General features: G+C 74.4%; 21 protein-coding genes. 15 read left to right on the forward strand and 6 right to left on the reverse strand.

What is annotated here, in order from left to right:
- Window positions 1-2: 2 nt before the first annotated feature.
- A complete protein-coding gene (locus RND61_RS11500) occupies window positions 3-506 on the reverse strand; it encodes a hypothetical protein (protein ID WP_315877770.1) in 504 nt (167 codons plus the stop codon).
- A 144-nt stretch (window positions 507-650) separates the two neighbouring features.
- On the opposite strand from RND61_RS11500, the gene RND61_RS11505 reads away from it, so the two are divergent.
- On the forward strand, window positions 651-1214 hold the full coding sequence (locus RND61_RS11505; protein ID WP_315877771.1) for a hemerythrin domain-containing protein: 564 nt from the start codon (window positions 651-653) through the stop codon (window positions 1212-1214).
- Window positions 1215-1329: 115 nt separating this feature from the next.
- Here RND61_RS11505 and RND61_RS11510 read toward each other — a convergent pair whose 3' ends face one another.
- Both RND61_RS11510 and RND61_RS11515 read right to left on the reverse strand, forming a co-directional pair.
- Window positions 1330-3756, reverse strand: coding sequence for an MFS transporter (locus RND61_RS11510; RefSeq protein ID WP_315877772.1), 2427 nt, complete (start codon window positions 3754-3756; stop codon window positions 1330-1332).
- Window positions 3757-4021: 265 nt separating this feature from the next.
- The gene (locus RND61_RS11515) at window positions 4022-4468 is read right to left on the reverse strand and encodes an SRPBCC family protein (RefSeq protein WP_315877773.1); all 447 of its coding nucleotides are present in this window, start codon (window positions 4466-4468) and stop codon (window positions 4022-4024) included.
- A 395-nt stretch (window positions 4469-4863) separates the two neighbouring features.
- Between RND61_RS11515 and RND61_RS11520 the strand changes: the two genes are divergently transcribed.
- The 3 genes from RND61_RS11520 to RND61_RS11530 all read left to right on the forward strand — a co-directional run bounded on the left by RND61_RS11520 (window position 4864) and on the right by RND61_RS11530 (window position 7455).
- Window positions 4864-6435, forward strand: coding sequence for an alpha/beta hydrolase (locus RND61_RS11520; RefSeq protein WP_315877774.1), 1572 nt, complete (start codon window positions 4864-4866; stop codon window positions 6433-6435).
- 94 nt (window positions 6436-6529) lie between these two features.
- Window positions 6530-6943 (forward strand): RidA family protein, encoded by a 414-nt coding sequence (locus RND61_RS11525; RefSeq protein WP_315877775.1) that lies wholly within the window; start codon window positions 6530-6532, stop codon window positions 6941-6943.
- Window positions 6940-7455, forward strand: a complete 516-nt coding sequence (locus RND61_RS11530; protein ID WP_315877776.1) for a GNAT family N-acetyltransferase — start codon at window positions 6940-6942, stop codon at window positions 7453-7455. The genes RND61_RS11525 and RND61_RS11530 overlap by 4 nt, the downstream gene beginning before the upstream one ends.
- Window positions 7456-7473: 18 nt before the next feature.
- On the opposite strand, the gene RND61_RS11535 is transcribed toward RND61_RS11530, so the two are convergent.
- Complete coding sequence (locus RND61_RS11535; RefSeq protein ID WP_315877777.1) at window positions 7474-8046, reverse strand: HEAT repeat domain-containing protein; 573 nt, start codon at window positions 8044-8046, stop codon at window positions 7474-7476.
- A 374-nt stretch (window positions 8047-8420) separates the two neighbouring features.
- On the opposite strand from RND61_RS11535, the gene RND61_RS11540 reads away from it, so the two are divergent.
- The 10 genes from RND61_RS11540 to pssA all read left to right on the forward strand — a co-directional run bounded on the left by RND61_RS11540 (window position 8421) and on the right by pssA (window position 21079).
- A complete protein-coding gene (locus RND61_RS11540; RefSeq protein ID WP_315877778.1) occupies window positions 8421-10205 on the forward strand; it encodes a 3-hydroxyacyl-CoA dehydrogenase family protein in 1785 nt (594 codons plus the stop codon).
- Between the two features lie 124 nt (window positions 10206-10329).
- On the forward strand, window positions 10330-11154 hold the full coding sequence (locus tag RND61_RS11545) for a TetR family transcriptional regulator (protein ID WP_315877779.1): 825 nt from the start codon (window positions 10330-10332) through the stop codon (window positions 11152-11154).
- Window positions 11155-11289: 135 nt separating this feature from the next.
- Entirely contained in the window at window positions 11290-12996 is a 1707-nt protein-coding gene (locus RND61_RS11550) for an LPXTG cell wall anchor domain-containing protein (RefSeq protein WP_315877780.1), read from the forward strand.
- Window positions 12997-13358: 362 nt separating this feature from the next.
- Window positions 13359-14696, forward strand: a complete 1338-nt coding sequence (ccrA, locus tag RND61_RS11555) for a crotonyl-CoA carboxylase/reductase (RefSeq protein ID WP_315877781.1) — start codon at window positions 13359-13361, stop codon at window positions 14694-14696.
- Window positions 14696-16708: a protein meaA gene (locus tag RND61_RS11560; protein ID WP_315877782.1), complete on the forward strand. Its 2013-nt coding sequence runs from the start codon at window positions 14696-14698 to the stop codon at window positions 16706-16708. Before ccrA ends, RND61_RS11560 begins: the two co-directional genes overlap by 1 nt.
- Complete coding sequence (locus RND61_RS11565; RefSeq protein WP_315877783.1) at window positions 16705-17676, forward strand: HpcH/HpaI aldolase/citrate lyase family protein; 972 nt, start codon at window positions 16705-16707, stop codon at window positions 17674-17676. The genes RND61_RS11560 and RND61_RS11565 overlap by 4 nt, the downstream gene beginning before the upstream one ends.
- Window positions 17677-17681: 5 nt before the next feature.
- Complete coding sequence (locus RND61_RS11570) at window positions 17682-18194, forward strand: MaoC family dehydratase (RefSeq protein WP_315877784.1); 513 nt, start codon at window positions 17682-17684, stop codon at window positions 18192-18194.
- A gap of 2 nt (window positions 18195-18196) precedes the next feature.
- Window positions 18197-19402, forward strand: coding sequence for an acyl-CoA dehydrogenase family protein (locus tag RND61_RS11575; RefSeq protein ID WP_315877785.1), 1206 nt, complete (start codon window positions 18197-18199; stop codon window positions 19400-19402).
- 170 nt (window positions 19403-19572) lie between these two features.
- Window positions 19573-20220 (forward strand): phosphatidylserine decarboxylase, encoded by a 648-nt coding sequence (locus RND61_RS11580; RefSeq protein WP_315877786.1) that lies wholly within the window; start codon window positions 19573-19575, stop codon window positions 20218-20220.
- Entirely contained in the window at window positions 20207-21079 is an 873-nt protein-coding gene (gene pssA, locus RND61_RS11585) for a CDP-diacylglycerol--serine O-phosphatidyltransferase (RefSeq protein WP_315877787.1), read from the forward strand. Before RND61_RS11580 ends, pssA begins: the two co-directional genes overlap by 14 nt.
- 69 nt (window positions 21080-21148) lie before the next feature.
- Here pssA and RND61_RS11590 read toward each other — a convergent pair whose 3' ends face one another.
- Entirely contained in the window at window positions 21149-21685 is a 537-nt protein-coding gene (locus tag RND61_RS11590; protein ID WP_315877788.1) for a GNAT family N-acetyltransferase, read from the reverse strand.
- Window positions 21686-21810: 125 nt separating this feature from the next.
- A complete protein-coding gene (locus tag RND61_RS11595) occupies window positions 21811-22965 on the reverse strand; it encodes a glycerate kinase (protein ID WP_315877789.1) in 1155 nt (384 codons plus the stop codon).
- A gap of 112 nt (window positions 22966-23077) precedes the next feature.
- On the opposite strand from RND61_RS11595, the gene RND61_RS11600 reads away from it, so the two are divergent.
- Window positions 23078-24796, forward strand: a complete 1719-nt coding sequence (locus RND61_RS11600; RefSeq protein ID WP_315877790.1) for a BCCT family transporter — start codon at window positions 23078-23080, stop codon at window positions 24794-24796.
- Window positions 24797-24822: the final 26 nt, after the last annotated feature.

The following is a 24822-nucleotide window of genomic DNA, read 5'->3' on the forward strand; positions in this document are numbered from 1 at the left end:
CGTCACGCGGGGACGGCCGGGTCCCGCGGGTCGGGGGCCAGGGCCGCGAGGAGTTCCGCGCGGTGGAGGTCCGCCACCGGGGCCAGCAGGTCCGGGTGGCGCAGCAGCGCCGCCGCGCGGAGGTCCCGTTCGCCGGGCGACAGGAGGCGGCGGTGCCCGGCGGGCGACCGGTCGGCGGTGACGGCGACGGCGGCGGCGGCCAGGTCGGGCTCGCCGAGCAGGCAGGCGGCCCAACTGGCGACGACCTCGTCCACCCAGCTGCGCCACGGCGCGTCGTCCTCCGCGGCGCCGGCGACCCGGTCGAGCCGGTCCGCGCCCCCGGCGCCGGTGACGGCGACCAGGGCGGCGTCGAGTTCGGTGGGGTAGCGCAGCGCGGCGGCGACGCCCGCCGCCTGGCGCGCCTGGGCCTCGACGAGGGCGTGGTCGACGGCGCCGCCTCCCGGGGGGTAGGCGCGGACGAGCCACTGCGCGGTGGCCGCGACGATCGGGGAGAGCTGTGCGTGCACGGTCGATCCGTAGGCCGTAAGGGTGTTCGGACGGCTTGCACGGTACCCCGGCGGGGCCGGACGGCGTAATGACGCATATCACCCGTTCCTGGTGGTATCCGCACTCTGATCGTTCAGCCGGAACGCGAAGGAGACGGAGACCCCATGGGACACGGCGGAGACGTGATCACCGAGCTGACCACCGACCACCGGGAGGTGGAGGAGCTGTTCGCCCGGATCGAGGGGCTGGCACCCGGCGACCCGGAGCGCAAGCGGCTCGCGGACCAGGTCACGATGGAGCTGGTCCGCCACTCGGTCGCGGAGGAGGAGTACCTGTACCCGGCGGTGCGGGAGCACCTGTCCGGCGGCGACGCGCTCGCCGACAAGGAGCTGGAGGACCACGCGTCCGCCGAGCGCACCATGAAGGAGCTGGAGGGCTGCGAGGCGGACGACACCCGGTTCGACGTGCTGGTCGCGCAGCTGATGGCGGAGATCCGCGAGCACGTCGCCGACGAGGAGGCGAACCTGCTGCCCCGGCTCCGCGAGGCGTGCTCGCAGGAGGAGCTGGACGAGCTGGGCGACAAGGTGCGCCGGGCGAAGAAGACCGCGCCGACCCGTCCGCACCCGGCCGCCCCGGACAAGCCGCCGGCCAACAAGCTCCTCGCCCCGGGCACGGGCATGGTCGACCGGCTCCGCGACGCCCTCACGGGGCGCGGCAAGCAGGGCTGACCGCGGACGGCCCGTGCGCCCGGCAGGACCCGGGCACCGCAGTACGCGACTGACCCCGGCCGGGCGCCGGGGGCCCGCGCGGATTCCCCGCGCCGGGCCCCGGAACCGGCCGGGGTCAGTCGCCGTGGCCGAGCCAGACGTCCCGTGCGGCGCGGGCGCCCCCCGTCACCCGCAGCGGGGCGGCCACCGGCGGGTAGCCGGAGGCGATCACCGTGTAGGCGCCGGCCGCCAGGTCGGAGAAGCGGAAGGTGCCGTCGGGGCCGGTGGTGAGGGTGCCGACGGTGTTGCCGGCCGCGTCGAGCAGCGACACGCGGGCCTCCTCGACGGGACGGCCGCCGGGGGCGCGCACGGTGCCGCTCAGGACGGCGCCGCCCGCGATCTCCACGTCCTGCCGCGTCTCGTGCTCCGCGTCCACGCCGACCGGGAGGGCGGTGGGGCCCAGCCCGGGCGTGCCCGCGGTGAGGGTGTAGTCGCCGGCGAGGAGGCCGGTGAGGACGTACCCGCCTCCGGGGCCGGTGCGGGTCGCGGCGACGACCTCGCCGCGCGCGTCGGTGAGGGTGACGGTGGCGCCCTCGGCGGGCGTGCCGCCCGGGACGGTGACGGTTCCGGAGAGGCGGCCGGCACCGCCGAGGACGATGTCCCGCTCGACGCTCCCGTCGGGGCGGGCGCCCGCGGTGAGGGTGACGGCGCGGGGCTGGTGGCCGGCGGCGGAGGCGATGAGGACGTACACACCGGGGGCGGGGGTGCTCAGCGCGTACCGGCCCCCGGCGCCGCTCGCACCGCGGCCGGTCTGGCGGCCGTGGGCGTCGAGGAGGGTGAGGGCCGCGCCGGGGACGGGCGTGCCGTCGTGGTGGCGGACCGTGCCGCACAGGGGCGCGCCGGGGCCGGGGGCCGGGTCGTCGGCGTCCTCGCGCGGCGGGGGCAGCATCGACCCGGCCGTCCGGGGCCCGGGCGCGGCGGCGGCCCCCTCGGGGGTGCGGGCCCCGGGGAGGGTGCCCCCGAAGGGCGGGGCGTCGGCCGCCAGCGGCCTCTCCCGGAGGAAGAGGACGGCGAGGAGGCCGGCGGCCAGCAGCGCCGCCAGGTGGAGCAGGATCCGCGGCGCGGCGTCGGCGTACGCCTCGACGTACCCCTCCCGCAGCGCGTCCGGGAGCGTGCGCGGGCCGGCGGCGAGGGTGCCGAGGAGGGTGGCGCCCGCGCACACGCCGAGCTGGCCGCACAGGGTGTGGGCGCCGGTCGCGGCCCCGAGGTCGGTGGGCGGCGCGGCGTTCTGCACGGCCAGGACGAGAACGGGCAGGACGAGGCCGACGCCCGCGCCGACGAGTGCCTGCCAGACGCCGTGCTCGACGCGGGGCGTGCCCGTGTCGACCCGGGAGAGCAGCCACATGCCGACGCAGGCGACGGCGACGCCGACGACGGCCTGGACCGCGTGGTGGCCGGTGCGGTGGACGAGGTGCCCGGAGACCAGGGACGCGGCGGCGAGGGAACCGAGCAGGGGCAGCATCAGGGGTGCCGTCTCCCACGGCCCCTGCGGGCCGCCCCGCTGGAGGAGGGCCGGGAGGCAGACCGCGAGGCCGGCCAGACAGGCCCCGACGGCGGTGGTGACGAGGCCGGCGACCAGGAAGACCGGGTCGCGCAGCAGCCGCGGCGGGAGGACCGGTTCCGGTGCGCGGCGGGCGGCGAACGCGTACAGCAGGAAGCCGATCGCGGTGGCGCAGGCCAGGGCGGCGACGGTGCGGGAGGTCCAGGCGTACGGGCCGCCGGCCCAGGTCAGCAGCAGCACGAGGCAGGCGGTCGCGGCGGTCAGGAGCAGCGCGCCGAGCAGCCCGGGGCGCGCGCGGCGGTGGGCGGCGGCGGAGCCGCGGCCCCGCGCGGCGGTGGGGTCCGACGGGGTGAGGGCGGCGCCGACGAGGAGCAGGGCGGCGAGGCAGCCGGGCACGGTGAGGTGGAACGTCCAGCGCCAGGAGACGGCGCCGGTGACGTACGCGCCGAGCAGCGGGCCCGCCACGGTGGCGGCCGCGAACACGGCGCCGAGCAGGGCGTGGTGGCGGGCGCGCCGGCGGGCGGGGGCGAGGGAGGCGGTGACGGCCTGGGCCCCGGCGAGCACGCCGCCGGCCCCGAGTCCCTGGACGGCGCGCAGGGCGACCAGTTCGTCCGGGGTGCGGGCCCAGCCGGCCAGCGCGGACGCGGCGGTGAACAGGGCCAGCGCGGAGAGGAACGTTCCCTTGCGGCCGTAGAGGTCGCCGAGCTTGCCGTGGAGCGGCAGGGACGCGGCGGTCGTGAGGAGGTACGCGACGACGGTCCAGGGGACGGCGCGGCCGGGCCCGTCCGGCAGGTCGACGGCGAGCGCCGGGAGGGCGGCGGCGAGGGCCAGTTGCTGGAGCGCGGCGAGGAGCACCGCGAGGACGAGCCCCGTCAGGACCAGCGCCGTGCGGCCCCGCCGGAGCGCGGGGCGGGGCGGGGCGCCCCCGGGGAACGGCGGTGCGGTGCCGTCGGGCGCGGCCTGCCCGGCCCGCTCGTCCTTCGCCAGCGTGATCCCACCCACGGAACCTGCTCCCCTCGTCTCGCGTGCTCGCGTACGGGGCGCATTGTCCGCCTCACGTACGGACCGTGACCAAGTAGGGCATCACGGGCGGGAGAGGGGTGGAGGGGCCGCCGCCCGGCGTCCGCGGGGCGGCGGCGGGGCCGTCCGCGCAGGGTGAGCGGGGGTCGGCCCGGTCGGCGGGGCGGTCCCCCGTGCGCGCGGAGCGCGCCGGGGGGCATCCGGAAAGTCCACCCGATCCGGTGACGGGTCCGGGGACCCGTGGGGGTTACTTCTTCTCGATCTCGGCGGCCAGGTTGGCGAGGACCGCGTCGTAGATGCGGGCGAGGCCCTTGGGGGCGAAGGCGCGCTCGAAGAAGCCGCCGATGCCGCCGGCGCCGTTCCAGACGGTGGTGACGACGACGCGGGAGCGGCCCTCGCCGGCGGGGGTGACGGTCCAGGTGGTGACCATGGAGGAGTTGCGGTCCTTCTCGACGAGCTGCCCGTCCGTGGGCTCGGTGACGTCGAGCAGGCAGTCGCGGACGCGCTTGCTGGTGGCCTGGAGCCTCCAGTGGACGAGGGTGCCCTCGCCGTCGCCGCCCTCGTGGACCCGGTACTCGCTGAACTGCTCGGGCAGGATCTTCGCGCGGGCGTTCCCGTAGTCGGCCAGCATGTCGAACACGGTCTCCGCGTCCGCCGCGATGACCCGTTCCGTCGTGGCCTCGACCTGCGCCATTGCCTCGTCCTCCAGCGTTTCGTACCTCGATCAGGGGGGTCCAGCCAACCACCTGGGGCGGGCGGGCCCAAATCCGGCCGCGCCGGTCACGGGAGCGGGCACCGCCTTCCGGCGGGGGCCGGCCCGGACGGCCGGGGGCCGCCCTCGCGCGGGGAGGGGTCGGGGGCCGCCCGGACGACGCGGTGGACGGGGCCTGCGCGCCGGCCCGGCACCGGCGGCGGACCATCCGTCAGGCACGCGCCGCCGCAGCCGGGTTCGACCCCGGGGCCGCCGGACGCGGCGGGGTCCGCCCGCCTCGCCACGCCCTGATCCGCCCTGCCCCCGATCGGGTCACGTCCGGGCGCATCGGCGCCGTCCGCCCCGGATCGGGGCGCCCCGCCCCGGACACTGGCCGGATGCAGAAACGCGCAGGAGTAGTCATCGCCGCGGGCGCGCTGATCGCGGGAGCGGTCGGCGTCGCGCCGTCGGCCGCCGAACCGACCGCGCCGGAGCCCCGCACGCCGCTGTCGTGGAAGGCGTGCGGCACCGAGCAGTACCCCCGGCTGGAGTGCGCCTCGCTGCGGGTGCCGCTCGACCACGCCGACCCGGACGGGGAGCGCATCACCCTCGCCCTGTCCCGGGTCCGGCACACCGCGCCCGCCTCCGAGGGACCGCTCCTGGTCAATCCGGGCGGCCCCGGCGCGAGCGGCCGCGACCTGGCCGGGTTCGTGGCCGCGTCCCTGCCGGCGAAGGTCGCGGCGCGGTACGACGTGATCGGCTTCGACCCGCGCGGCGTCGGCGCCAGCGAACCCGCCCTGACGTGCCGCTCCGGCCACTTCGCCCCCGTACGCCCCGACTCGGTGCCGCGCGACGCGCGCGAGGAGCAGCGGAACACGGCCCGGGCCGCGGCCTTCGCCCGGGCGTGCGGCGACCGGCACGCGCGGCTGCTGCCCCACATCGACACGGTGAGCGCGGCCCGTGACGTGGACGCGATCCGGCAGGCCCTGGGCGCGCCCCGGATCACCTACTTCGGCTACTCGTACGGGACGTACCTGGGGGCCGTCTACGCCCGCCTGTACCCGCAGCGGGTGCGGCGCGCGGTCCTCGACTCGGTGGTCCACCCGGGCGGCGTCTGGTACGACGCGAACCTGGCGCAGGACCACGCGTTCGACGCGCGGCACAAGGCGTTCCTCGCCTGGGTGGCGCGGCACCACGCCGTGTACGGGCTGGGCGACGACCCGGCGCGGGTGGAGGCCCGCTGGTACGCGATGCGCGCGGCGCTGCGGGAGAGGCCGGCGGGCGGCGAGGTGGGCGCGGCGGAGGCGGAGGACACGTTCCTGGCGGGCGCCTACCACGACGGCTACTGGCCGGGGCTGGCCGCCGCGTTCTCCGCGTACGCGAAGGACGGCGACGAGCGCCGGCTGGTCGACGCGTACCGGTCGCTCGCCGCGCCGGACGAGTCCACCGACAACGCGTACGCGGTCTACACGGCCGTGGAGTGCCGGGACGCGCGGTGGCCGAAGTCGTGGGACGTGTGGCGCCGCGACACCTGGGCGACGCACGCGAAGGCGCCGTTCTCCACCTGGAACAACACCTGGTACAACGCGCCGTGCGCGTTCTGGCCGGTGCCGTCGCTGACGCCGCCGGACGTGGCGAACGACGCGGTGCCGCCGGTGCTGCTGTTCCAGGCGACGGAGGACGCCGCCACCCCGTACGAGGGGGCCGTCGCCGCCCACCGGCTGCTGCGCGGCTCGCGGCTGGTCGTGGAGCAGGGCGGCGGCAACCACGCGGTGACCCTGCGCGGCAACGCCTGCGCGGACCGGATCCTCGTCCAGTACCTGGACACGGGCCAGGTGCCGCGCGGCGACGGCGGTGCCGGACCGGACGCGGCGTGCCCGGCCCGGCCCGACCCGAAGCCCGCGGCGGCCACCGAGAGGGCGCACCCGGCGGTGCACGGGGCGCTCGCGGCGCTGCCGCGCGGGTACTGACGGACGGGCGCTGGCGGACGGGCGCTGGCAAACGGGCTCTGGCGGGCGAAAACCCGCGCGCGGCCGGGCCGGGTCGTCCAGCAGGATGGGCGGCATGACGACGCATCTGACGCATGTGGCGGCCCCCGAGGGGGTCGCGCCCGGTTCCGGCTACAGCCATGTCGTGTGGGGCACCGGCCGGTTCGTGGCGGTGTCCGGGCAGTGCGCCCTCGACGCGGACGGCCGGGTCGTCGGGGAGGGCGACCCGGCGGCCCAGGCACGGCAGGTCTTCGCGAACCTGGGCCGCTGTCTGGCGGCGGCGGGCGCCACCTTCGACGACGTGGTGAAGCTGACGTACTACGTGACGGACGTGGCGTACCTCCCGGCGGTCCGCGCGGCCCGCGACGAGGCCGTCGACACGGCTCGCCCGCCGGCCAGCTCGGCCGTCCAGGTCAGCGCCCTGTTCCGGCCCGAACTGCTCCTGGAGGTCGAGGCGTTCGCCGTGCTCCCGCAGGAGCGCCGGCCGTGACCACGCGGGTCAGGAAGATGACGGAGGCCGACTGCGCGGCGGTCGCCGAGGTGCGGGTGGAGGGCTGGCGGTCCGCCTACCGCGGGCTGCTGCCCGCCGCGTACCTGGCGGCGATGGACGTCGGGGAGGACGCCGAGGCCCGCCGCGAGCACCTGGCGCGCGCCGGGGAGCGGGTGGTGCACCTGGTGGCGGAGCGCGCCGGGAAGGTGGTCGGCTGGGCGGCGTTCGGTCCGGACCGTTCGCCGGACGCGGGCCCCGGCGACGGCGAGCTGTACGCGCTGTACGTACGCCCCGAGGTGGTGGGGACCGGCGCGGGGCGCGCGCTGATGGACGAGGTGGTGGCGCGGGCGGTGGCCCGGGGCTGCGCGCGGCTGTCGCTGTGGGTCCTGGAGGGCAACGCGCCGGGCCGCCGCTTCTACGCGAAGGCCGGGTTCGCGCCGGACGGGGCGCGCGAGCCGTGGGAGGTCGGCGGCACCGAGGTCGTGGAACTCCGGTACGCCAGGCGCCTGTAGCCGTCCCGGCCGCCCGGCTCACTCCTCCGGCAGGCGGGCCAGGGCGGCCCCGGCGGCCGGGCCGATGCGGGGGTGGCGGCGGGCGGCCTCCAGGACGGGGCGGGCGCGGGGGTCGGCGAGGGCGCCGAGGCCCTCGGCGCAGGCGACGCCCACCCGCCAGTACGGGTCGTCCGGGGCGAGGCGGCGGCCCAGCGCGGTGACCAGGGCGGGTACGGACTCGGGGGCGCGCAGCGCGGCCAGGAGCCGTACCGCCACGAGGGCGTAGGCGACGCGCAGTTCGTTGGTGGCGAGCGCGGCGGCGGCACGGGGGGTGCGCGGGTCGCCGAGCGCGGTCAGCGCGTGGGCGGCGGAGACGCGGCGCTCCGGGTCCCGGTGGTTGAGGAAGAGCACCAGCGCCTCGAAGGCGCGCCGGTCGCCGGCGACGCCCAGCCGGAACGCGGCCAGTTCGCGGGCCCACAGCGGCTGCCGGGGGGCGGTGAGGACGGCGGCCAGCTCCTCGGGGTCGGCGGTCGCGGCGAGCCGCCCGTACGCGGGGTCGTCCCCGGCCTCGTCGTGCAACCGGTCGGTGAGCGAGCCGAACTCCGGGTCCATGGCGGTCAGGGTAGCGACGGGCCGGGGCCGCGATCCAGATCACACCTCCCCGCCCGTTCCGGGGGCTGGCGCGCTCATTACCCACCGGTTAATCTCAGGTGAGCGGGGCCAACCCCCCGCACCCCTCCGGGCGGCCTGGTGACGCAGCCGCCCGGGTGCCAGTCGGTTCAGCACCTTTCACGGCGTGACTCCGGGACAGAGTCCGCCGGTTCCCCCGCGCGGCGCGCATGGACGTGCCCGTCCGGTCGTGGCCACGCCCGCCCGGCGCGGCCCGCGCGCGGCACGCCCCCTTCCGCCGCTCCCCCGTGCGTGTGCGGCGCCGGGCCGCCGCGCCCGCACCCTCACCAGTCGTCACTCATCCCTGGAGTCCCGTGATGGACACCCCTCTCTCCACCATCGCCGTCGTCGGCCTCGGCACCATGGGCGCCGGCATCGCCGAGGTCCTCGCCCGAGCCGGCCGCGAGGTCGTCGGCATCGACGTCAGCGAGGCCGCCGCCCGCCGCGCGGCCGCCGCGCTGGCGGCCTCCACCGCCCGGTCCGTGGCCCGCGGGCGGCTCACCGAGGAGGAGCGGCGCGACGTCCTCGCCCGGTTCCGCACGTTCTCCGACCTCCGGGCCGCGGCCGACGCCGACCTCGTCATCGAGGTCGTTCCCGAGTCGTACGAGGTGAAGCAGCGGGTGGTGCGCGCCCTGGACGGCATCGTCCGGCCCGACGCGATCATCGCGACCGGTACGAACGCGCTGTCCGTGACCCGGCTCGCCGCCGACTCCGCCCGCCCGGAGCGCGTGCTGGGCCTGCACTTCTTCAACCCGGCCCCGGCGATGAAGCTGGTCGAGGTCGTGTCGTCCGTGCTGACCGCCCCGCAGGCCGTCGCCGCCGTCACGGACCTGGCGCACGCCCTGGGCAAGGAGCCCGTCGCGGTCGGCGACCGCCCCGGTTTCGTCGCGGACGGCCTGCTGTTCGGCTACCTCAACCAGGCCGCCGCCATGTACGAGTCGAAGTACGCCTCCCGCGAGGACATCGACGCGGCGATGCGGCTCGGCTGCGGCCTGCCGATGGGCCCGCTGGCGCTGCTGGACCTGATCGGCGTCGACACCGCCCGTACCGTCCTGGAGGCCATGTACGCCGAGTCGCGGGACCGGCTGCACGCGCCCGCGCCGATCCTGAAGCAGCTGGCCGAGGCCGGGTTGACGGGCCGCAAGGCGGGCCGCGGCTTCTACACGTACGAGGCGCCGGACAGCGCCGCGGTCGTCCCGGACGCGCTCACCCCCGAGCCCGGGGGCGGGGGCGGGGCGGAGCCGCGCGAGGTCCGCGCGGTCGGCGTCGCCGGGTCCGGCACGATGGCGTCGGGCATCGCGGAGGTCTTCGCGAAGGCCGGGTACGACGTGGTCCTCGTCGCCCGCTCCCCGGAGAAGGCCGACGCGGCGAAGGCCCGCATCGCCGCGTCCCTCGCCCGCTCCGTCGCCAAGGGCCGGCTGACCTCCGAGGCCCGTGACGCGACGCTGGCCCGGATCTCCCCCGCCGGCTCGCTCGACGCGTTCGCCGGGGTGGACCTGGCCGTCGAGGCGGTCGCGGAGGACCTGGAGGTGAAGCGGCAGCTGTTCACCGCGCTCGACGAGGTCTGCAAGCCGGGCGCGGTCCTCGCCACCACCACCTCCTCGCTGCCCGTCGTCGCCTGCGCCCGCGCCACCTCGCGCCCGCAGGACGTGATCGGGATGCACTTCTTCAACCCGGCCCCGGCGATGAAGCTGGTGGAGGTCGTCCGCACGGTCCTCACCGCCGACGACGTCCACGCCACCGTCCGGGCGGTCACGGGGAGGATCCGCAAGCACCCGGTGGACTGCGGGGACCGCGCCGGGTTCATCGTCAACGCCCTGCTCTTCCCGTACCTGAACAACGCGGTCAAGATGGTCCAGGAGCACTACGCGACGCTCGACGACATCGACGCCGCGATGAAGCTGGGCGGCGGCTATCCCATGGGGCCGTTCGAACTGCTCGACGTGGTCGGCCTGGACGTGTCCCTCGCCATCGAGCGGGTCCTGCACGAGGAGTTCCGCGAGCCCGGCCTGGCGCCGGCGCCGCTGCTGGAGCACCTGGTGGCGGCGGGCTGCCTGGGCCGCAAGACGGGGCGCGGCTTCCGCGAGTATGCGCGGCGCTGAGCCCGGGGAGGCGTACGGCCCGGGGCCACACGGGCCGCACGACGAGTGGGGCGGGCTGCTCGGAGCGTCGGGCGGCCCTCCCCCGCCAGCGCGCCCTCCGGCACCGATGCAGTACGTTCGGGGCATGTCCCAGCCCTCGAAGACACCCCGTGCCAGCACCGCGCCCGACACTCCGGAGAGCGCCGCGGGCGGCCGTGCCGCCGCCCAGCGGCTCAAGATGCGCCGCGAGCTGGCGGCGGCCGCGATGGAGCTGTTCGCGACGAAGGGGTACGAGGCGACGACGGTCGACGAGATCGCCGCCGCGGCGGGCGTGGCACGGCGGACGTTCTTCCGCCACTTCCGCTCCAAGGAGGAGGCGATCTTCCCGGACCACGACGACACGCTGGTCCGGGCGGAGGCCGTCCTCAACGCGGCCCCCGCGCACGAGCACCCGCTCGACACGGTGTGCCGGGGCATCAAGGAAGTCATGAAGATGTACGCGGCCTCCCCGGCGGTCTCCGTCGCGCGCTACCGGCTCACCCGGGAGGTCCCCACCCTCCGGGAGCGCGAGATCGCGTCGGTCGCCCGCTACGAGCGGTTGTTCACCCGCTACCTGCTGGGCCACTTCGACGAGCGCGACCACCACGACGGCAACGACGACCCGCTGCTGGCGGAGGTGGCCGCGTCCGCGGTCGTCACCGCGCACAACCACGTGCTGCGCCGCTGGCTGCGGGCCGGCGGCAAGGGCGACGTGGAGGACCAGCTGGACCACGCGTTCGCGATCGTCCGCAGGACGTTCGGCACCGGCATCGGGGCCGGCCGGTCCACGGCGCCCCGGACCGGCGGCGGGGAGCCGGCGGTCACCGCGTCGGCGGAGGGCGACGTGCTGGTCGCGGTGGCCCGTACCGACGCGCCGCTGGACCACGTCATGCGCACGATCACCCGCGCCCTCGGCCACGACGTGGCCTGACCGCGGGGCGCGGGCCCCGTCCCGTACAACCTTCCGGGCACGGCGGGTGTCCAACCGCCAAGACGCGGGGGGCCGTTCGGACACGAGGGGCTTTCCGCCCCTCGAACGCCGGCTCCCGGAAGGACCCGTTCCACGATGACCCTCTCCCCGCCCGGCCCGACGCGCCGCGCCGCCCTCGGCGGCGGCACGGCGCTGGCCGTACTCCTCGCCGGCGCCGTGGGCGCCGCCGCCGCGCCCGCCCGGGCCGACACGCCGCCGCCGGCCGTGATCGAGGTCGGCGGTCTCGGGCCCGACGCGCTGGCCCGGCCGGCCGGCGCGCTCACCGAGGCGCACTTCCGCACGTACCAGTTCGCGGTGTGGGGGGACCGGCCCGACGGCGCGCCCATCACCGGCGCCGAGATCACCGTGGACGTCGCCGGGGCCGCCGGCGTCGCGGAGTTCCGCTTCCGTCCGGAGTGCCGCGTCACGGGGACGCTGGCGACGTGTCCGGTGGCCATGCCGGACGGCACCGGCGACCCGGAGACGCACGTCCCCTTCTTCGCCCGGCCCCGGCTCGGCACGGCGGCGGGGGACAGCGGCGTGGTGCGGGCGACCGTGCGCGCGGACAACGCCCGCACGGTGGAGGAGACCCCCTCCGAGCTGAAGGTCGCCGTCGCCGACCGGGACAGCCTGACCCTGGGCGGCTTCCCCAAGGGCATTTCGATCGAGATCCCGCCCGGCGGCCGGGCCGCGGCGCCGTTCGACCTCACCAACACCGGCGCCCGGCCGCTGAACCGCGTGACGCTCAGCGTCAGCGGCTTCGACGGCGACGACACCGTCGCCTTCCCCGGCGACCACGAGAACTGCTGGTACCGCACGAAGGACCCGAAGGACCCGAGGTCCGCGCGGATCGGTGTGCAGTGCGAGTTCGACACGGCCCTGCGGCCCGGCACCACCTACCGGACCTCGCCCGGGCTCGCGGTGGCCATGGTGGGCCTCGCCGAGTACGGCCGCATCGACTTCTTCGCGTCGACCCGCCCGGCGGAGCGGACGGGGGTGCGGGGCCGCTCCGCCCCGCTCGCGCTCGTGCCCGGCACCTCCCCCGCGCCGCCGCGCGTGCCGGTGCCGGCCGACACGTACACGGTGGACCGGCCGCCCGTCATCGGGGTGCACAGCCCGCCCGCGGCCGACGGCGCCGCGGTCGGCGCGAGCGTCCGGACGGCGGTGGGCCGGGTGGCCACGGCCCGGGTCGGCGTCCTCAACCGGGGGCGCGCGCCGCTCACCGGGCCCGTCGCCCTGGTCGAGGTGCCGCCGGGGGTCGACGTCGTCCGGCCCGACCCGCGGTGCCGCCCCGAGCCGTGGTCGGACCGGTGGAACGACGCGCCCCCGCCCACGTTCGGCGACCGTCCCGGGGACGCGGCCCCGGTGCCGTCCGGCGCCGTCTACCGCTGCGCCGACCCGAAGGACCTGGCCCCCGGCGAGCGGCGGCTGTTCTCGTTCGCGTTGAAGCCGGTCCGCGCGCTGGACGGCGCCGAGGGCGTCGTGTTCGACCCCTCGCTCAGCCCCTACGACCCCCGGCAGCGCGCGAAGGTCGCGTTCCTGACGGTCACCGCGGCCGGGGCGGGCACGGCGAGCCCCTCCCCCAGCGCGAGCCCGACACCGGGTGACACGGCCTCACCGGGCCCGTCGCCCACCCACACCCCCGCCCCCACCTCCACCTCCACCCCCGGCGGCGGGTCGGGCGCCCTCGCGTCGACCGGCTCGGACGACGCCCCGGCCCTCATCGGCGCGGCGGGCGCCCTGGTCGTGTCGGGTGCGCTGCTGTTCCTCGCCGTACGCCGCCGCTCCTCCCGGCAACACTGATCCCACACAATCGAACACGTTTTGCAACGGCCGCTCCGCATGGGGCGGCCGTTGCCGCTCATCCGTGTCGGGCGGATGACAAGTGAGAGAAATTGTTGGCACGCAGTGTCTTGTCAGTTGGCACGGGGTGCCATACGTTGATGTCGTCCGGGCGGCCGGCGTGCAGAGGACTCTCGTACGCCGGCTGTCCCCACGGCCCATCCCGGGGCCGCGCGCCCGGACGCCTGCGTCACAGGCACCTTTGCGCACCACCCCGCGCCGCCCAGCACCACCGGCCGAACCGACGGCACACCTCCCCAGCAGCATCCCGACGTTCCCCTCAGCGTCCCCTCGAAGACGCATGCATCGCCGGAGGCACCACCGTGAAGGAAATCCTGGACGCCATCCAGTCGCCGGACACCACGTCCGAGGACTTCGCCCACATCAGGCTGCCGGAGTCCTACCGCGCGGTCACCGTCCACAAGGACGAGACCGAGATGTTCGCCGGTCTCAGCACCCGCGAGAAGGACCCCCGCAAGTCGCTCCACCTCGACCGGGTGCCCCTGCCGGAGCTGGGCCCCGGCGAGGCCCTCGTCGCCGTCATGGCCAGCTCGGTCAACTACAACTCGGTGTGGACCTCGATCTTCGAGCCGGTGTCGACCTTCGGTTTCCTGGAGCGCTACGGCCGCCTCTCGGAGCTGACCCGGCGCCACGACCTGCCGTACCACGTCATCGGCTCCGACCTGGCGGGCGTCGTCCTGCGCACCGGTCCGGGCGTCAACGCCTGGAGGCCGGGCGACGAGGTCGTCGCGCACTGCCTCTCCGTCGAGCTGGAGTCCTCCGACGGCCACAACGACACGATGCTCGACCCCGAGCAGCGCATCTGGGGCTTCGAGACCAACTTCGGCGGCCTCGCCGAGATCGCCCTGGTCAAGTCGAACCAACTGATGCCGAAGCCGGACCACCTCAGCTGGGAGGAGGCCGCCGCCCCGGGCCTGGTCAACTCCACCGCCTACCGCCAGCTCGTCTCCCGCAACGGCGCCGGCATGAAGCAGGGCGACAACGTCCTCATCTGGGGCGCCAGCGGCGGCCTCGGCTCGTACGCCACGCAGTTCGCGCTGGCCGGCGGCGCCAACCCGATCTGCGTCGTCTCCAGCGAGCAGAAGGCGGACATCTGCCGGTCCATGGGCGCCGAGGCGATCATCGACCGCGCCGCCGAGGGCTACCGGTTCTGGAAGGACGAGCGCACCCAGGACCCGAAGGAGTGGAAGCGCTTCGGCAAGCGCATCCGCGAGCTCACCGGCGGCGAGGACGTCGACATCGTCTTCGAGCACCCGGGCCGCGAGACCTTCGGCGCGTCCGTGTACGTCACCCGCAAGGGCGGCACCATCGTCACCTGCGCCTCGACCTCCGGCTACCACCACGAGTACGACAACCGCTACCTGTGGATGTCGCTGAAGCGGATCGTCGGCTCGCACTTCGCGAACTACCGCGAGGCGTGGGAGGCCAACCGCCTGATCGCCAAGGGCAAGATCCACCCGACCCTGTCGAAGGTGTACGCGCTGGAGGACACCGGCCAGGCCGCGTACGACGTCCACCGCAACCTCCACCAGGGCAAGGTCGGCGTCCTCTGCCTCGCCCCCGAGGAGGGCCTCGGCGTCCGCGACCCGGAGATGCGCGCCCGGCACATCGACGCCATCAACCGCTTCCGGAACGTCTGATGGCGGAACGCAAGAAGGACCGGCCCTGGCTCATGCGGACGTACGCCGGCCACTCGACCGCCGAGGCGTCCAACGAGCTGTACCGGCGCAACCTCGCCAAGGGGCAGACCGGTCTGTCGGTCGCGTTCGACCTGCCCACGCAGACCGGCTACGACCCCGACCACGTCCTCGCCCGCGGCGAGGTCGGCCGGGTCGGCGTGCCGGTCTCCCACCTCGGTGACATGCGGCGGCTGTTCCGGGACATCCCCCTGGAGCAGATGAACACGTCCATGACCATCAACGCCACCGCCATGTGGCTGCTGGCGCTCTACCAGGTGGTGGCCGAGGAGCAGGGCGCGGACGTCTCCAAGCTGCAGGGGACGACGCAGAACGACATCGTGAAGGAGTACCTGTCGCGCGGGACGCACGTCTTCCCGCCCAGTCCGTCGCTGCGGCTGACCACCGACATGATCACCTACACGGTGAACCACCTCCCCAAGTGGAACCCGATCAACATCTGCAGCTACCACCTGCAGGAGGCGGGCGCCACCCCGGTCCAGGAGATCTCGTACGCGATGTCCACGGCCATCGCGGTCCTGGACGCGGTGTTCGCCTCCGGGCAGGTCCCCGAGGAGCGCAGGGGGGACGTCGTCGCCCGGATCTCGTTCTTCGTGAACGCGGGCGTCCGCTTCATCGAGGAGATGTGCAAGATGCGCGCCTTCGGCCGCATCTGGGACGGCATCACCCGCGAGCGGTACGGCATCGAGGACCCCCGGCAGCGCCGGTTCCGCTACGGCGTCCAGGTCAACTCGCTCGGGCTGACCGAGGCGCAGCCGGAGAACAACGTCCAGCGCATCGTCCTGGAGATGCTCGCGGTGACGCTGTCGAAGGACGCCCGCGCGCGGGCCGTCCAGCTGCCCGCCTGGAACGAGGCGCTGGGCCTGCCCCGGCCCTGGGACCAGCAGTGGTCGCTGCGCATCCAGCAGGTCCTGGCGCACGAGAGCGACCTGCTGGAGTACGACGACGTCTTCGAGGGCTCGCACGTCGTCGAGGCCAAGGTGAACGCCCTGGTCGAGGAGAGCCTCGCCGAGATCGAGCGGATCCAGGAGATGGGCGGCGCGATGGCCGCCGTCGAGTCCGGCTACCTCAAGGCACAGCTCGTCGCCTCGCACGCGGAGCGGCGGGCCCGGATCGAGGCCGGCGAGGAGAAGATCGTCGGAGTGAACTGCTTCGAGTCGACCGAGCCGAACCCCCTCACCGCGGACCTGGACACGGCGATCCAGACCGTGGACCCGGCGAACGAGGCACGGGTCGTCGCCGCGCTGCACGAGTGGCGCGACAACCGCGACGAGGCCCGCGCCCAGGACGCCCTCGCCGCCCTCAAGGCGATGGCCGCCGGGGACGGGAACCTCTTCGCCGCCACCCTGGAGTGCGCCCGTGCGGGGGTCACGACCGGGGAGTGGGCCTGGGCGCTGCGCGACGTGTTCGGCGAGTTCCGCGCGCCGACCGGCGTCTCGTCCGCCCCCGTGGCGGTGGCGGCCGAGGAGGGGACCCCACTCGCGGCCGTCCGGGAGAAGACCGCCCGGACGGCCGCCGAGCTGGGCGCGGGACGGCTGCGGCTGCTGGTCGGCAAGCCGGGCCTGGACGGCCACTCGAACGGCGCGGAGCAGATCGCCGTACGGGCCAGGGACGCCGGCTTCGAGGTGGTCTACCAGGGGATCCGGCTGACACCCGGGCAGATCGTGGACGCCGCGCTCGCGGAGGACGTGCACTGCGTGGGGCTGTCGATCCTGTCCGGCTCGCACGCCGAGCTGGTGCCGGACGTGCTGCGCCGGCTGCGGGACGCCGGCGCCGCCGACATCCCGGTCGTCGTCGGCGGGATCATCCCGAACGCCGACGCCGACGCACTGAGGCGCGCGGGCGTGGCCGCCGTCTTCACCCCGAAGGACTTCGGGATCACGGAGATCATCGGCCGTATCGTCGACGAGATCCGGAAAGCCAACAAGCTCGACCCCCTGGAGGTTCCCGCATGACCGAGACCGCTCCCGTGAACCGGCTGCGCCCCCGCCGCTCGTGCCTGGCGGTGCCGGGCTCGAACCCGCGGTTCCTGGAGAAGGCCCAGGGCCTCCCGGCCGACCAGGTGTTCCTGGACCTGGAGGACGCCTGCGCGCCGCTCGCCAAGCCCGACGCGCGGCACACGATCGTGAAGTTCCTCAACGAGGGCGACTGGACGGGCAAGACCCGGGTGGTGCGCGTCAACGACTGGACGACCCACTGGACGTACCGGGACGTCGTCACGGTCGTCGAGGGCGCCGGCCCGAACCTCGACTGCATCATGCTGCCGAAGGTGCAGGACGCCTCGCAGGTCGTCGCCCTGGACCTGCTGCTGACGCAGATCGAGAAGACGATGGGCTTTGAAGTCGGCCGCATCGGCATCGAGGCGCAGATCGAGAACGCCAAGGGCCTGAACAACGTCAACGAGATCGCGCAGGCGTCGCCGCGCGTCGAGACGATCATCTTCGGCCCGGCCGACTTCATGGCGTCGATCAACATGAAGTCGCTGGTGGTCGGCGAGCAGCCGCCCGGCTACCCGGCGGACGCCTACCACTACATCCTGATGAAGATCCTGATGGCGGCCCGCGCCAACGACCTCCAGGCGATCGACGGTCCCTACCTCCAGATCAAGAACGTGGACGGCTTCCGCGCGGTCGCGGGCCGCGCCGCCGCGCTGGGCTTCGACGGCAAGTGGGTGCTCCACCCGGGCCAGGTCGAGGCGGCCAACGAGGTGTTCTCCCCGTCGCAGGAGGACTACGACCACGCCGAGCTGATCCTGGACGCGTACGCGTACCACACGTCCGAGGCCGGCGGGAAGAAGGGCTCGGCGATGCTCGGCGACGAGATGATCGACGAGGCCAGCCGCAAGATGGCCCTGGTCGTCGCGGGCAAGGGCCGGGCCGCCGGGATGCGGCGCACCAGCACGTTCGAGACCCCGGAGGCGTGAGGCGGATGCAGTTCGGACGCACCTACGAGGAGTTCGAGGTCGGGGCGGTGTACAAGCACTGGCCCGGGAAGACGGTCACCGAGTACGACGACCACCTCTTCTGCCTCCTCACGATGAACCACCACCCGCTCCACCTGGACGCGAACTACGCGGAGAGGACGACCGACTTCCGGAGGAACGTCGTCGTCGGGAACTACGTCTACTCGCTGCTGCTCGGCATGTCCGTGCCGGACGTCTCCGGCAAGGCCATCGCCAACCTGGAGATCGAGTCGCTGCGGCACGTGGCGCCGACCTTCCACGGGGACACGATCTACGGCGAGACGACGGTCCTGGACAAGTGGCCGTCGAAGTCCAAGGGCGACCGCGGGATCGTCCACGTCGAGACCCGGGGCCACAAGCAGGACGGCACGCTCGTGTGCGTCTTCCGCCGCAAGGTGATGGTCCCCACCGCGACGTACACAGAGGAGCGCGGCGGCGAGCAGCCCGGCCGCCCGGAACCGAAGGCGCAGGAGAAGTAGTCATGGCCCGACTCGCGCAGACCCACGGTCTCACCGACGTCCAGCAGGAGATCGTGTCCACCGTCCGGGAGTTCGTCGACAAGGAGATCATCCCGGTCGCGACCGAGCTGGAGCACCGGGACGAGTACCCGCAGGAGATCGTCGACGGGCTCAAGGAGCTGGGCCTGTTCGGCCTGATGATCCCCGAGGAGTACGGGGGCCTGGGCGAGTCGCTCCTGACGTACGCGCTGTGCGTGGAGGAGATCGCCCGCGGCTGGATGTCCGTGTCGGGCATCATCAACACGCACTTCATCGTCGCGTACATGCTCAAGCAGCACGGCACGCAGGAGCAGAAGGACGCGTTCCTGCCGCAGATGGCGGCCGGCGAGGTGCGCGGCGCGTTCTCGATGTCGGAGCCGGGCCTCGGCTCGGACGTGTCGGCCATCACGTCGAAGGCGGTGAGGGACGGCGACGAGTACGTCCTGAACGGCCAGAAGATGTGGCTGACGAACGGCGGCACGTCCACCCTGGTGGCCGTCCTGGTCCGGAGTGACGAAGGACACCCCGAGGGCACGGCCCCGCACCGGTCGATGACGACCTTCCTGGTGGAGAAGGAACCGGGCTTCGGCGAGGTGCGACCCGGCCTCACCATCCCCGGCAAGATCGACAAGATGGGGTACAAGGGGGTCGACACCACCGAGCTGATCATGGACGGGCTGCGGGTTCCGGCCAATCGTGTGCTGGGCGGGGTCACCGGCCGGGGCTTCTACCAGATGATGGACGGCGTGGAGGTCGGCCGGGTGAATGTGGCGGCCCGTGGCTGCGGCGTCGCTCAGCGTGCGTTCGAGCTGGGTGTGCAGTACGCCCAGCAGCGCCACACCTTCGGCAAGCCGATCGCCCAGCACCAGGCCATCCAGTTCAAATTGGCCGAAATGGCTACCAAGGTCGAGGCCGCTCATGCCATGATGGTGAACGCAGCTCGCAAAAAGGACTCAGGGGAACGAAACGACCTCGAAGCAGGCATGGCCAAGTACCTGGCCTCCGAGTACTGCAAGGAGGTCGTGGAAGACGCCTTCCGCATCCACGGCGGATACGGGTTCTCCAAGGAATACGAGATCGAGCGCCTCTACCGGGAGGCCCCGATGCTGCTCATCGGTGAAGGCACCGCCGAGATCCAGAAAATGATCATCGGTCGCCGCCTGCTCGAGGAGTACCGATTCCAGGGCTGATTGTCGGTTTTGGGACGATATGACCGCGAAGAAGATCACATCCAGTCATCTTCTTCCGGCCGTCGACTCGGCTTCTGGCTTGCCCAGTTGCGGCCCGCAACCGATAGCATCGCCGAAAAGCCGCCGTCCCCCGTTCCCAAGCGCGGCATCATCCGCTACGAAGGTCATCCATGCCCCACAGCCAAACCTCTGCACCTCGCGGCCGCGTCCGCCTCGCGCGCGGAGCATCGCCGTGGCTCCTGCCGACCGTCGCCACCGCAGCAGCAAGCCTCGTCCGCGCCCGCCGCTCCCGGCGCGCCGCGGCGATCGCCGTCCCGACGACCGCGCTCGCGGCCGGCATGCTGTGGTTCTTCCGCGACCCCGAGCGCGAGATCGCGCAGGGCAGGGTCATCTCACCCGCCGACGGGGTGGTGCAGAGCATCATGCCGTGGAAGGACGGGCGCACCCGGGTCGCCATCTTCATGAGCCCGTTGAACGTCCACGTCAACCGCGCCCCGATGGCGGGTACGGTGACGTCCGTGGAGCACGTCCCGGGCGGCTTCGTACCGGCGTTCAACAAGGAGAGCGAGAACAACGAGCGCGTCGTCTGGCACTTCGACACCGAGCTCGGCGACATCGAGATGGTGCAGATCGCCGGTGCCGTGGCCCGGCGCATCGTGCCGTACCTGGCGCAGGGCGCCAAGGTCGAGCAGGGTGACCGGATCGGTCTGATCCGCTTCGGCTCGCGGGTCGACATCTACCTCCCGGAAGGTGTGGACGTCGCCGTCGAGGTCGGTCAGACCACGACCGCGGGGGTGACTCGCATTGACCGTGATTGACCCCGAACGACCGGCCGGCTGGGTCGCCGGCGGCGAGGTGGACCCCGTCGCCGAGGAGCCGGAGGAGATGCCCCTCTCGCTCCGCCTGTCGATAGCCGACACACTCACCCTGGGCAACGCCACCTGCGGTTTCATGGCGGTGTACTTCACCACCACGGGCATCCTCATCCCGCACCTCACGGGCAGTGAGGAGACCGGCATGGCGCGGCACTCCGCCGCGACGGCCGTGATCCTGATGCTCTGCGCGGCGATCTTCGACCTGTTCGACGGGCTCGTGGCGCGCAAGCTCCGCTCGTCGCCGATGGGCGCCGAGCTGGACAACCTGTCGGACCTGATCAGCTTCGGCCTGGCCCCGGCGTACTTCGTCCTCGTGTACGGGATGGTCGCGGACGACGCGCACCAGCGGGTGTCCGCGGTGGCGGCGATCGTGGTGCTGCTCGCCGTCGTGATGCGGCTGGCGAGGTTCTCGGTCGTCACGATGAAGGACGGCATGTTCCAGGGCATGCCGAGCCCGTTCGGCGCGCTGACCGTCGTCTCGATCGTGCTGCTGGAGCTGCCGTTCATCCCGACGCTGCTGGCGATCGTCGGCACGGCGTGGCTGATGGTGAGCCGGGTCGAGTACCCCAAGCCGCGGGGCGTCCTCGCGGTGGCGATGCTGAGCTGGATCGTCGGCGCGATGGGCCTGCTGGCGGCGTGGGCGTTCGACGCCCCGGGCGGCCAGCTGCTGCTCCAGACGGGCTGCGCGCTGCAGGTCGTGCTGGGCGCGGTGATCCCGCTGTTCGCGACGGCGCGGCGGGTGAACACCTTCCGCGACAACCGGCGCGAGAGCCGGGAGGCGCGGGCGGCGCAGCTGCCGTAGGCGGACGGACCGTACGAGGGGCCCGGGTGCGACGCGCACCCGGGCCCCTCGCCTGTCCGCCGTCAGCCGTCAGCCGAGCGCCTTGTAGTAGTACGTGGTGGCGCGCGGCTCCCCCGACGGGTCCGCGGCGTACCCGGGGACGGTGCCGACCCGGGTCCAGCCGGCGGACCGGTAGAGGCCCTCGGCGGGGCTGCCGGTCTCGGTGTCGAGGACGAGCAGGGTCAGGCCGGCGGCGGTCGCCCCCGCCTCGGCGGTGGCCAGCAGCCTCCGCCCGAGCCCGCGGCCCCGCGCGGAGGTGCGCACCAGGAGCTTGGCGATGTCGCCGCGGTGCCGCTGGTTCGGCATGGCGGCCCGGGCGAGCGTCACGACGCCCAGGAGGGCGCCCTCGGCGCCGTACGCCGCCCAGACGGTCCGCGTCCCCTCCTCGGCCTCGGCGGCGAGGCCGCGCCACCAGGCGGCCGCCTCGCCGGTGCCGAGCGGGGCCAGGAAACCGACGGAGGCGCCGTCGTGGACGGCGTCCTGGAGCAGGGCGGCCAGTTCCCCGTCGGCTCCGGCGCGGATGCGCCCGCCGTCGAGGGTCTCGATGCGGATGGTGTCCGTGTTCATGGCCGGATCCTCGCAGCGGTGTGTTGCGCGCCGGTGACCGGGGCTTCGCGGCGGCGCCCGCCGGGCCGTGAGACCCGGCGGGGTGCGGTCCCGGCGGGGTGCGCGGGGCCGGCCGCGGCGGGGCCTCAGCCCAGGAAGTCGCGGGCGATGTCCGCCGCGACCCGCTCCAGGAGGGGCCCCGCCTCGGCGATGCACCGGGCCGGGTCCGGCTCCAGGGCGGTGAGGGGGTACGCGCGGCGGATGCCCGCCCGGCCCAGGACCTCCGGGGGCAGCGCCAGACGGCCGCAGACCGCGACGACCTCGACACCGGCCGCGCGGGCCGCCGCGGCGACACCGGCCGGGGCCTTGCCGTGCAGGGTCTGCTCGTCGAGGGAGCCCTCGCCGGTGATCACGAGCGTGGCCCGACCGAGGGCCTCGGTGAAGCCCAGGATGTCCAACATCAGCTCGATTCCGGGGCGGAAGCCCGCGCCGAGTCCGACCAGGGCGCCGTAGCCGATGCCGCCCGCGCCGCCCGCGCCCGGCGAGACCGCCGCCTCGGCGGCGCGCGGGCCCAGGGCCTTCTCCAGCACCTCGACGTACCGCACGAGCGCCGCGTCCAGGACCTCCACGTCCCGCGGCGACGCGCCCTTCTGCGGGCCGAACACCGCCGGAGCGCCCTTCGGGCCGGTCAGCGGGTTGTCGACGTCACTGGCGAGCACCAGCTCCACGTCGGCGAAGCGCGGGTCCAGCCGCGACAGGTCGGCCGTCACCAGGTCGCGCAGGCCGCCGCCGCCCGGGCCGACGGGCTCGCCGTCCGCGTCCAGGAAGCGCGCGCCGAGCGCGGCGAGCATGCCGGCGCCGCCGTCGGTCGTGGCGCTGCCGCCGACGCCGAACACGATGGTGCGGGCCCCGGCGTCGAGCGCGGCGCGCAGCAGCTCGCCGGAGCCGTACGTGGTGGCCGTGAGGGGCGCGAAGACGCCCTCGGGCAGCAGTTGGAGGCCGGACGCCTCCGCCATCTCCACCACCGCCGTGCCGTCGCGCAGGGCGAACGCCGCCGTGACGGGCTCGCCGAGCGGGCCGGTCACCCGGACCTCGCGGCGCTCGAATCCGGCCGCCACCGCGGCCGCCACCGTGCCGTCGCCGCCGTCCGCGACCGGCAGGGCCTCCACCCGGACGCCCGGGACGACGTGCCGGAGCCCCGCCGTCACCCGCTCCGCGACCTGCACGGCCGTGAGGGACCCCTTGAACTTGTCGGCCGCCACGAGCACGTGCGCGGCCTCAGTAACTGCTCCGTCCGTCACCCTTGCATCCCTTGCTATCGAACAGGCAGTCGCGCCAGGGCGACCCTATCCGGAGTGTCGGACGGCGTGCCACCCCCACACGGTGCGGCACGACGGACCATAGTGGGTCGTCATGAGCACGGAATCGATCGAACAACCCCGGCCCGACGCTCCCCCGGGCAGCTCCCGAGACGACGGCGCGCCCGACCGCGCCCTCGTCGGCATCGGCTTCGGCGCCGTCCTCGCCGTGGTGCTGTGGGCGTGGCTGGGCAAGGACTCCTTCGACGGCGCGTCGTCCGCCGGCCTGTCCTGGGTCCTGGACAACTTCGGCTGGCTGTTCGTGGTGGCCGCCGACGTGTTCCTGGTCCTCTGCCTGGTGATCGCGTTCAGCCGGTTCGGGCGGATCCGGCTGGGCGCGGACGACTCCGAGCCGGAGTTCGGCAACCTCGCGTGGATCGCGATGATGTTCAGCGCCGGGATGGGCATCGGCCTGATGTTCTACGGGGTCGGGGAGCCGCTCACGCACTACCTGACCCCGCCGCCGGCGACCGGGGTGCGCGCCCAGACGGCCGAGGCGGCCCGTACGGCGATGGAGTACTCGTTCTTCCACTGGACGCTCACCCCGTGGGCGATCTACGGCATCGCCGGGCTCGCCCTGGCGTACGCCGGGTTCCGCAAGGGGCGCGGGAACCGGCTGAGCTCGGCGTTCGTCCCGCTGATCGGCGCGCGGCGGGCGGAGTCCTGGCCGGGCCGGGTGATCGACCTGCTGGCCGTGTTCGCGACAGTGTTCGGCACGGCCACCAGTCTGGGGCTGGGCGCGTTGCAGGTGGCGGAGGGCCTGGATCTGACGGCCGGGGTGACGGCGACCCGCGCGACGCAGCTCATGATCATCGCGGTGCTGTCGGCGGCGTTCGTGCTCTCAGCCTTCTCCGGGCTGCACCGAGGCGTCAAGTGGTTGTCGACGCTGAACATCGTGCTCGCGGCGATGCTGATGGCGTTCGTCTTCCTCCTCGGGCCGACGGTGTACATCCTCGACTCGATCCCCGCGTCAATCGGCGGCTACTTGGAAGACCTGGTGCCGATGGCGACGCGGACGGGCGCGTTCACCGACCAGGCGTGGCTGGGCGCGTGGACGATCTTCTACTGGGCGTGGTGGCTGTCGTGGGCGCCCTTCGTGGGGACGTTCATCGCCCGGATCTCGCGCGGCCGGACGATCCGCGAGTTCCTCGTCGGGGTACTGCTGGTGCCGAGCGGCGCGACGGTCGTCTGGTTCTGCGTGATGGGCGGCTCGGCGCTGCGGCTTCAGTCGACCGGCGCGGCGGACCTGGCGGGCGCCGCGCGGGAGGGGGCGGAGGCGTCGCTGTTCGCGATGCTGGACGCGCTGCCGATCGGGACGGTCACGTCGTTCGTGGCGATGGTCCTGGTCATGACGTACTTCGTGACGAGCGCGGATTCGGCGTCGCTGGTGATGGGGTCGCTGACCAGCCGGGGGGCGCTGCACCCGCCGACGTGGCTGGTGGTGGGCTGGGGGGTGCTGATGGCGGCGGTCGCGGCGGTGCTGCTGGTCGTCGGCGGCCTGAACTCGCTGCAGACGGCGACGATCCTGGTGGCGCTGCCGTTCGTGGTGGTGATGCTCTGCCTGTGCTGGGCGCTGCTGAAGGAGCTGCGGGAGGATCCGGGTGCCGGGCTGGTGCGGCACCACGCCCTGCACGGGCTGCGGGACGTCGTGCGGACGATGGTCGGCGACGTGGTGACGGAGCAGGCGCCGGCGCGCCACCACCGGCTGCGGCGCGCGGCGCGGGCGCGCAGCGGGACGGAGGACGACCCGGGTCCCGGCGGCGCGGGGACGTGACGGGCGGGCGGCCCGCCGGAGGGCGG

It is taken from the genome of Streptomyces tamarix, from assembly GCF_032423885.1.
GTDB lineage: Bacteria > Actinomycetota > Actinomycetes > Streptomycetales > Streptomycetaceae > Streptomyces > Streptomyces tamarix.

Coding starts and splice junctions, on each gene's coding strand:
- RND61_RS11505 (WP_315877771.1), top strand. CDS start 651: ATGGGACACGGCGGAGACGTGATCACCGAGCTGACCACCGACCACCGG.
- RND61_RS11515 (WP_315877773.1), bottom strand. CDS start 4,468: ATGGCGCAGGTCGAGGCCACGACGGAACGGGTCATCGCGGCGGACGCG.
- RND61_RS11520 (WP_315877774.1), top strand. CDS start 4,864: ATGCAGAAACGCGCAGGAGTAGTCATCGCCGCGGGCGCGCTGATCGCG.
- RND61_RS11525 (WP_315877775.1), top strand. CDS start 6,530: ATGACGACGCATCTGACGCATGTGGCGGCCCCCGAGGGGGTCGCGCCC.
- RND61_RS11535 (WP_315877777.1), bottom strand. CDS start 8,046: ATGGACCCGGAGTTCGGCTCGCTCACCGACCGGTTGCACGACGAGGCC.
- RND61_RS11540 (WP_315877778.1), top strand. CDS start 8,421: ATGGACACCCCTCTCTCCACCATCGCCGTCGTCGGCCTCGGCACCATG.
- RND61_RS11545 (WP_315877779.1), top strand. CDS start 10,330: ATGTCCCAGCCCTCGAAGACACCCCGTGCCAGCACCGCGCCCGACACT.
- RND61_RS11550 (WP_315877780.1), top strand. CDS start 11,290: ATGACCCTCTCCCCGCCCGGCCCGACGCGCCGCGCCGCCCTCGGCGGC.
- RND61_RS11560 (WP_315877782.1), top strand. CDS start 14,696: ATGGCGGAACGCAAGAAGGACCGGCCCTGGCTCATGCGGACGTACGCC.
- RND61_RS11565 (WP_315877783.1), top strand. CDS start 16,705: ATGACCGAGACCGCTCCCGTGAACCGGCTGCGCCCCCGCCGCTCGTGC.
- RND61_RS11570 (WP_315877784.1), top strand. CDS start 17,682: ATGCAGTTCGGACGCACCTACGAGGAGTTCGAGGTCGGGGCGGTGTAC.
- RND61_RS11575 (WP_315877785.1), top strand. CDS start 18,197: ATGGCCCGACTCGCGCAGACCCACGGTCTCACCGACGTCCAGCAGGAG.
- RND61_RS11580 (WP_315877786.1), top strand. CDS start 19,573: ATGCCCCACAGCCAAACCTCTGCACCTCGCGGCCGCGTCCGCCTCGCG.
- RND61_RS11590 (WP_315877788.1), bottom strand. CDS start 21,685: ATGAACACGGACACCATCCGCATCGAGACCCTCGACGGCGGGCGCATC.
- RND61_RS11600 (WP_315877790.1), top strand. CDS start 23,078: ATGAGCACGGAATCGATCGAACAACCCCGGCCCGACGCTCCCCCGGGC.